We start from the raw sequence: 728 nt of genomic DNA, 5'->3' as shown, positions 1-728 counted from the left end.
GTGCTGGAGCTGGGCGACGCCGAGGACCAGCGCGGGGTGGCGGGCGCGTTGACCGCCTTCGTCGACCGGTGGCGGGCGCACGACGAGCGGGAGGAGCGCCGGTTGGCGTACGTCGCCGTCACCCGACCCCGCCGGCTGCTGCTCTGCTCCGGCTACTGGTGGGGGGAGGGGACGAAACGTCCACGCGGCCCGTCGGTGCTGCTGCGTGAGATCCACGACACCTGTCTGGATGGCCGGGACGGGTACGTGGTGGACGTCTGGGCGCCGGAGCCGGCCGGGGATGCCACCAATCCGACCACCGAGGTGGTGCTCCGGGCGGAGTGGCCGGCCGACCCGCTCGGCGCCCGCCGCCCGGTGATCGCGGAGGGCGCGGCCCTGGTCCGCCGGTTCCTGACCGACCCGCCGGCCGGTCCGGGCGATCCGGATCGGGCTGATCTGGACCCGGCCGATCTGGACCCGGCTGATCCGGACCGGGCTGATCCGGATCGGGTCGACGCCGAGGGGACGGCGTCCGGGCTGCCGGAGCCGGACGAGGTGGTGCGGGGCTGGCGCCGGGAGGTGGATCTGCTGCTCGCCGAGCGGGCCACCCTGGTCGGGCGGGACGGGCCGGTGGAGGTCGGGCTGCCCGGGCAGCTGTCGGTCTCCCAGCTGGTGGCCCTGCGCCGTGATCCGCAGGCGTTGGCCGGCGTGCTGCGCCGCCCGATGCCCACCCGACCCGACCCGTACGC

At 76.2% G+C, this 728-nt stretch carries 1 pseudogene; it reads left to right on the top strand.

The window, feature by feature from the left end:
* A pseudogene (locus GSF22_RS34030) lies at nucleotides 1–728 on the top strand (ATP-dependent helicase); the annotation flags it as partial.

The organism is Micromonospora echinofusca (genome assembly GCF_017614955.1).
Classification (GTDB): Bacteria; Actinomycetota; Actinomycetes; order Mycobacteriales; family Micromonosporaceae; genus Micromonospora; species Micromonospora echinofusca_A.
The sequence above is the reverse complement of the archived record's forward strand: the minus strand, read 5'-3'. Positions and strand labels throughout refer to the sequence as shown.